Annotated in this window: 5 protein-coding genes; 2 read left to right on the top strand and 3 right to left on the bottom strand. The window is 33.9% G+C overall.

Annotated elements, in window-relative coordinates:
- Positions 1-184: 184 nt before the first annotated feature.
- Together U860_RS0129535 and U860_RS0129530 are read left to right on the top strand one after the other, a co-directional pair.
- On the top strand, positions 185-538 hold the full coding sequence (locus U860_RS0129535; protein ID WP_025151305.1) for a hypothetical protein: 354 nt from the start codon (positions 185-187) through the stop codon (positions 536-538).
- 169 nt (positions 539-707) lie between these two features.
- A complete protein-coding gene (locus tag U860_RS0129530) occupies positions 708-1,106 on the top strand; it encodes a hypothetical protein (RefSeq protein ID WP_029953175.1) in 399 nt (132 codons plus the stop codon).
- Between the two features lie 331 nt (positions 1,107-1,437).
- Here the strand turns inward: U860_RS0129530 and U860_RS36140 are convergent, their stop codons facing one another.
- From U860_RS36140 to U860_RS0129515, 3 genes are all read right to left on the bottom strand, one after another.
- Positions 1,438-1,587: a hypothetical protein gene (locus U860_RS36140; RefSeq protein ID WP_025151303.1), complete on the bottom strand. Its 150-nt coding sequence runs from the start codon at positions 1,585-1,587 to the stop codon at positions 1,438-1,440.
- Positions 1,588-1,967: 380 nt separating this feature from the next.
- Positions 1,968-5,318: a glycosyltransferase gene (locus U860_RS0129520; protein WP_025151302.1), complete on the bottom strand. Its 3,351-nt coding sequence runs from the start codon at positions 5,316-5,318 to the stop codon at positions 1,968-1,970.
- Between the two features lie 263 nt (positions 5,319-5,581).
- Positions 5,582-6,557: hypothetical protein (locus tag U860_RS0129515; RefSeq protein ID WP_025151301.1), on the bottom strand; the 976-nt coding region annotated here is incomplete at its 5' end.

Genomic DNA, 6,557 nt, shown 5'->3' with positions numbered 1-6,557 from the left:
GGATGTGTGGTGCTACCCCATGCCCATCAAGCTAAGATTTTTAATTCTCCCCATAACGAAAATTTTATGCATCGTTGACTGCTGATAATGAGACGTTATGTTAACCGAGCATGAATATCCTATTCATCCAAATTTGCACAAATTTGTCTTTGCTGATGTACAATTAAAGTCATGGAGGGATATTATGGGAATTTATTATGTACCACTGTTTCTTATATTCGGCACTGCAATATTCTTATTTTTCTTGTCTGGTTCATCAAAAATTAAGGCTAAAAGCCTATCATTGATAATGGTCTGTTTAGGGATAAACCTACTCACAAGTCCAATAGCTTTTCTTATAGGTGGGATAGCTGATTATGCAGGTGGGGTGGCTTATTATGGAGCTTATTATGCAGGTGATTCGGCAACAGCCCCTCCTCTAGTTAGTCGTGCACTATATTTTTTGGGAGGATTTCTCTTCATTCAGGGAATACCGCTTCTCATACTACTTGCAGCTTTTTGGAAGTTTGCAAGAGCAAAAAAAACAAAACAAGTATAGAAGCACATAATGAATAAGTGGATGCCTTTTTAGAGGAGGGATCCGCTTTTTTCTTGCTACTGATAATGAGACATTAACCTCACATGTATACGTTATTCATTTCACATTTTATCTATCTTATATAATGGTAACTGTCATACAATGAAGATAATATTAGGAAATTGTGAGGATGATTACGTTGAAAAAATTTGTAATTAGTTATGCTGCAAGTCTGTTTACTTTTATTTTCGGGTGGTTCTTGATTGCATATATTTTTAATCCTAGCTTTATTCATCCGACCGTTGTATTTGGATTCATTAAAACTATCGTCATTTATGGCAGTATACCAGCTCTTATAGCTTGTCTAATTGGAGAAGTGTTATACAGGAAAATCAAACGATGTAGAGAGTTTCAATTTGGAATTCCTGTATTTATAGGACTAGCAGTTATCTATACACTTACACCATTTCTTTTTCTTTTTACTTTTTCTTTTTCACATTTTTTTTATTTCGTTGCACATTTTTCTTATTTCGTTGCACCTGTTATTATGGGGTCATTAGCTTTTTATTTAGTACGTAGAAAAATATAATGAACTTCCGCTAACGATAATTATATAAATGAGCTAGTGGTGGTTCTGGTAAGGGTTTGTAACACATTTAGAGAAGCAAGAGTATTTGTTTTTCCTGCTTGGGGTAGCGTCAGGAAAATGCGGATTTACAACGCTAAGGAAATTTAAAAAAGCCGATTTCCATCTCAAGGAATCGACTTTTTTAGTTATTCTTAATGAATTAACGCATACGTTAGTTGCATAAGTAAGAGGTTTGAAAAAATAGCCTGTATATATTTGAACGATGAATAACTTACCTATTTTCTTGTGTTTGTTTGCACCATATACAGAAAACTTGAAAAAACGTAACATATTATTTATCTGTTTGTTTTTGCTTCTTTTTCAAATACTCCGCACGCAATTTTTCAATTTGCTGCTTTTTATCAAATTTGGCAGGCGTCTGTTTTTCATGAAATTTTGTCACAGCTACCTGACCTTTGTAATCCAATTGATATTTTCCCACTTTGTTCACCTACTTTTCTTGTCTTTAAAGAGAATCTATTCAACAAATATAATATACCTTATTTTACTGAAGTAAACCTTATTACTTTATTAGTTGCAAAGTTTTTTTACTACTTGTTTAAAAAAATGTACATCCCGGTGTAGCACCACACATCCATCAACTTAAGGTTAGGAAAGGTCAGTTTCAGAAGAAACCTTCTTCTTTTTCTAAACAACCAGTATAGATTATTAGAGGTTCTGGTGCAAAGATAAAATGAAAATCAGTAAAACGCATATATTCCTAACAGAATTGTATTGTATTTTATGCTACAAGTTCAAACAATTTTCTTTTTTTGATATGGTGAGTCATTTTAACAAAAAGAGAGCATATCGTCTGCTCTCTTATGATGCCTCCTTATGTTCTGGGGAATGCTCAACACTTCCCATTCTCTTTAGTTTATTCCATCCTACCGCTACCCCTCGAATGGATGAAAATATAGATTTAATTACAACATAAGTCATAAATTGACGATAAATAAAGCGTTGTAAAATTAACCATACTAGTGGTTTAGGGTTCTCTTTCTCTAATTTAAATGCAAACAGAGAAGCGACAAGATCCATTAAAAAGAATACAAAATAAAATCCTAAAACTTTTAGCGGATTGCTACCAAATAGCCCCATAATCATTAATATATCTGCTAAAGGAGCAATAAATTGCAGAACATATTGGAATAACCACATGTTAGGCAATGCAATAAACCCTAATGTTTTATGTTTTGCATTAAACAATGCTTTTCGATGTTTCCAAAGACATTGGAGTGTACCATATGACCAACGATATCGCTGTTTAATAAGACTTTTCACATCTTCAGGTGACTCCGTATAAGCATACGCTTTTTCTTCATATACGATTCTATGCCCTTCACGTAAAAATGTAATAGTAAGATCCGTATCTTCTGCCAATGTATCTTCGCTTAAATATCCAGATTCGACTACATTCTTTTTACGCCATGCTCCAATAGCTCCAGGAACTACCGTAATACAATTTAACTCATCAAAAGCTCTGCGTTCTAAATTAAATCCTGTAATATATTCAACATGTTGCCAAGTAGTTAACAAGTTCCGTCTGTTTCCCACTTTGACATTACCTGAAACTGCTGCTACATTATGATCTTCAAAGTGTCTGATCATTAGAGAAATAGCGTCTTGCGCAATAATTGTATCCGCATCTAAAGTGACAATGATTTCTCCTGTTGATTTTTGAAATCCTAAGTTCATTGCGGATGATTTCCCACCATTTTCTTTCTGAATTAAACGAACTCTAGGATGTTTATAGAATGTTTCTTGAATTACTTTTGACGTATCATCTTTCGATCCGTCATCAACGACAATAACTTCAAACTCTCTATAATTACTATCCAAAATTGAGCGAATCGTCTTAGCTATAACCTTCTCTTCATTATATGCTGCTATCACAACACTAACAAAAGGTTGATAAGACGAATTAGCAAATAAACGAGAGTTTGTTTTCTTTTTTTGCTTGAATGAAAAATAAATTAAAAATAGGAATCGGAAAATACCTAATCCAATAGCAATATAAAAAATAGTTGTTAATATATGCTTAGAATATCCTGCTCCTGAAAAAACAGCTTTATTATAAAGTAAATATTGCTTATCCTCTGAAGAAACGGGAGGCATAACTTCATCTCGTTCTTTATTCATTAAATCTGAAATTGTTACAAAACTATATCCATTCTTTTTAAGATCTTTAATAATCATCGGCAGCGCCTCTACCGTATGGGTACGATCCCCTCCTGCATCATGGAGAAGAATAACATTTCCCTCCCCCTTATAAATGGGATTAAGAGTACGCTTTACTAATTCATTTGTTGATGGAGTCGCCCAATCCTCAGGATCAACTTTTTCTGCCACCATTGTATAGTTCATATTTTGTGCACGCAAAATAGGCAGTATTTCATTTGATGAATCCGGGTTAGCATCTGCTTCATACGGTGGCCTAAATAAAACCGTAGAATGCCCAGTTATTTCTTGGATTAGGCGCTGAGTTGTATTAAGTTCTACTTTTGTACGTAGCAAAGACGTATCAGCGACGTTAGGATGCTTGAAGGTATGATTGCCAATCTCATGCCCCTCATCGTATATTCTTTTAACAATACTAGGATTTAATTGCGCATTTTCACCAAGTACAAAAAAGGCAGCTTTTATTTTATACTCTTTTAATATATCTAGAATTTCCGGTGTATATTTCGGATTTGGTCCATCATCAAATGTTAATGCTACTTGTTTGCCTTTTGGCTTTCCATATCGTTGCACTTCATATGAAGATGGCAGTGATTGATACACTTCATCTGTAAAATAACCATTTTTGTCTACTTTAAAATCCCTCAATCCATTGTGTCTCTCATTCTCAACCTGCAAAATTTCGCCTTGTCCAGAATAATTTACTTCATCTAAACTAGCGATTTTATGTAATGCATCAGGATTTTTTTGTACCTCAATAGGATTCTTTAATACTTTCCATATAGTAGGATCTTCTGCTCCTAGTCTCCATAACGCAAATCCCTTTGCATTGTTGTTCATTGCGCTTTTTACTTGATTATAAAGAGTAACACCATCTAAGAACCAAGCAGTATGTTCTTTCGCTCCTGCTTTATATCTAAAATAAGGGTTTCCACTAATCTTATCCCATTGAATTTTTATATTTGAATCATGAGCCATTGTCATAACTTCTGAGAAAGTTAAAGACTTCGCAGTTTTTTTACTATTTACTTCCCAATCATATCCATAGTTACCGAAAGCAACTATAAGTTTCTCAGACGGAATGTCTAGTCCATTAAGCGTATGTTCAAACCATTTATTTGAAGCAATTGGTCCTGGTACCCCTGCTCCATAGTGCTCATCATACATCATTACAATCATACGATCTATTACTTTGGCTAACTCACCATAATCAATAGCTTTATCATTAGCAGGGACATCTTGCGTAACGAGCAAATGATGTTTATGAAAGACCGTAGTAAGTTCTTTCATGAAATTTGTTAATTTTTCTCTATCGCTTTCAGGTATTGCCTCAAAGTCAATATTAATACCCGAAAATCGATTCTTTTCAACTTGCTTTACTAAATTATTAATAAACTTTGTCTTTACATGATCTGGGGAATTCAGTAACTTATGAATAAGTTCACTATCAGGACCAGAAGCTTTTTGCGTATAGTTAGTAAGTAAAGGCATAATTTTCACTTGATTTTTTTCTGCTAACTTTACAATCTCAGATTTTATCTCACTACTAATTGTTAAGTCTGCTTTTAAGTGATACCATTCTGGTACTAACATGGTTAATGAATCGATATTTTCTTTTAAAGAAGCTGTACTATTTTCATCCCAGTTCACATAAAAACCATAAACTTCTTTAGGTTGTTTACTATCGCCCGTTGAATTGACCGAATTTTTATTATATTTCATTTCGGTATTTGATTTAAATTCTTCTTTCTTTAACTGCTGGTCGCTAAGTTTTTGATTAATAGGTACAAGTTTAGTATTTTGTTTTACAGCAGGATTCATATTTGGAATTTCTGGTGTTGAAAAAATACTTCGAAAGAAAAAATAAAATACAATACTTACGCTAACTATTAAGATACATAGCAACCAACTAAAAGCTATTTTCCTTCTTCCTTTAGGATCATAAAAAACAGGTTTTGATTTATCTTTCTCTTGTTGAATTTTTTTCTCCATTATATCTTTTACATACTCCTTTTCGTCTTATTCTAAGTACAAACGCAAACTATATTAATAGATATACCTTCTAGGTTTTTGATACGAAAATAGCTTAGAATATAGAATAATAATTTCCTTTCAGCTTTGAAATTAAACGACTACTCCAAATAACTTACAGATGAATCCCATCATTTGGTAAAGTTGCTGTACAAAATGATTTCAATCCTAACATGAAACTAATCCCCATCTTCAATGTTCTATGGATTCTTCTTTACATTCCCTTAATATTGTATGGCAGGAATGCTTTTGTCCTCATTTTTAGGCCCGTTATTTTCTTTCTGAGACCCTCTACCATTGCTTTCTTGCTGATGTCCATTATTTTCTTTCTGAGATCCCCTACTGTTGTTCTCTTGCTGATGTCTATTATTTCCTTGCTGAGATCCTCTTCCGTTGTTCTCTTGCTGATGTCCATTATTTTCTTTCTGAGGCCCTCTACCGTTGTTTTCTTGCTGATTTCTATTATTTTCTTTCTGAGGTCCCCTACCGTTGTTCTCCTGCTGATGTCCATTATTTCCTTGCTGAGATCCTCTACCGTTGTTCTCTTGCTGATGTCCATTATTTTCTTTTATTTGCTTGGCCGGCTGTTCTTGGGTTTGCTTTTGTTCTTTATGCTTTTGTTCTTTATGCTCTTGCTTCTCGTATTTTTTTTCTTTTACAGAAGACAAATCAGATGATGCATCAAGAGATGGCTTTGGTTGCGAATGTATTTCCTCATCATGTTCCTCATCATTAGACGGTGGTACAGGAGGAGAAAGCAGTTTTTTCTTCTCATTCTCTTGCTTTATATAAACACCTGTGCCAATTCCTGCTTTCTTGGCATTCTCTCGCACTTGCATCGTACTGCTTTGATATACGACTGTAACATGTTTTGTCTCATACTCTTTCTTTAATTCTTGCATAGCCTTTTCCAACTGTGGTTCTAGCGACTTTTCCTTTGTAACAGCTGTTAGCATAACTTGCTTATCATTCGTTAAGTACTTACCCTCTTGACTTTTCTTTATAATAGTACGTATTACGTCTTGCAAATGTTTATTTTCCCATCCTTTCATTTCTTTTAAAATACGCTTTCCATCATCATTACAAGCTCGCAAATCTATAACACGAAGATCCTTTGTTACGCTCACCTCTAAACTTGGATTTATATCAACTGAGACATAAGCAAATACTTTTTCTTCCGGTTGGTTGTAGAAAAACAGC

The organism is Bacillus sp. H1a (genome assembly GCF_000633475.1).
Taxonomy (GTDB): Bacteria; Bacillota; Bacilli; order Bacillales; family Bacillaceae_G; genus Bacillus_A; species Bacillus_A paramycoides.
Note: the sequence above shows the minus strand (reverse complement) of the source record. Positions and strands in the feature narration are given on the sequence as shown.

Coding starts and splice junctions, on each gene's coding strand:
- U860_RS0129530 (WP_029953175.1), top strand. CDS start 708: ATGATTACGTTGAAAAAATTTGTAATTAGTTATGCTGCAAGTCTGTTT.
- U860_RS0129535 (WP_025151305.1), top strand. CDS start 185: ATGGGAATTTATTATGTACCACTGTTTCTTATATTCGGCACTGCAATA.
- U860_RS0129520 (WP_025151302.1), bottom strand. CDS start 5,318: ATGGAGAAAAAAATTCAACAAGAGAAAGATAAATCAAAACCTGTTTTT.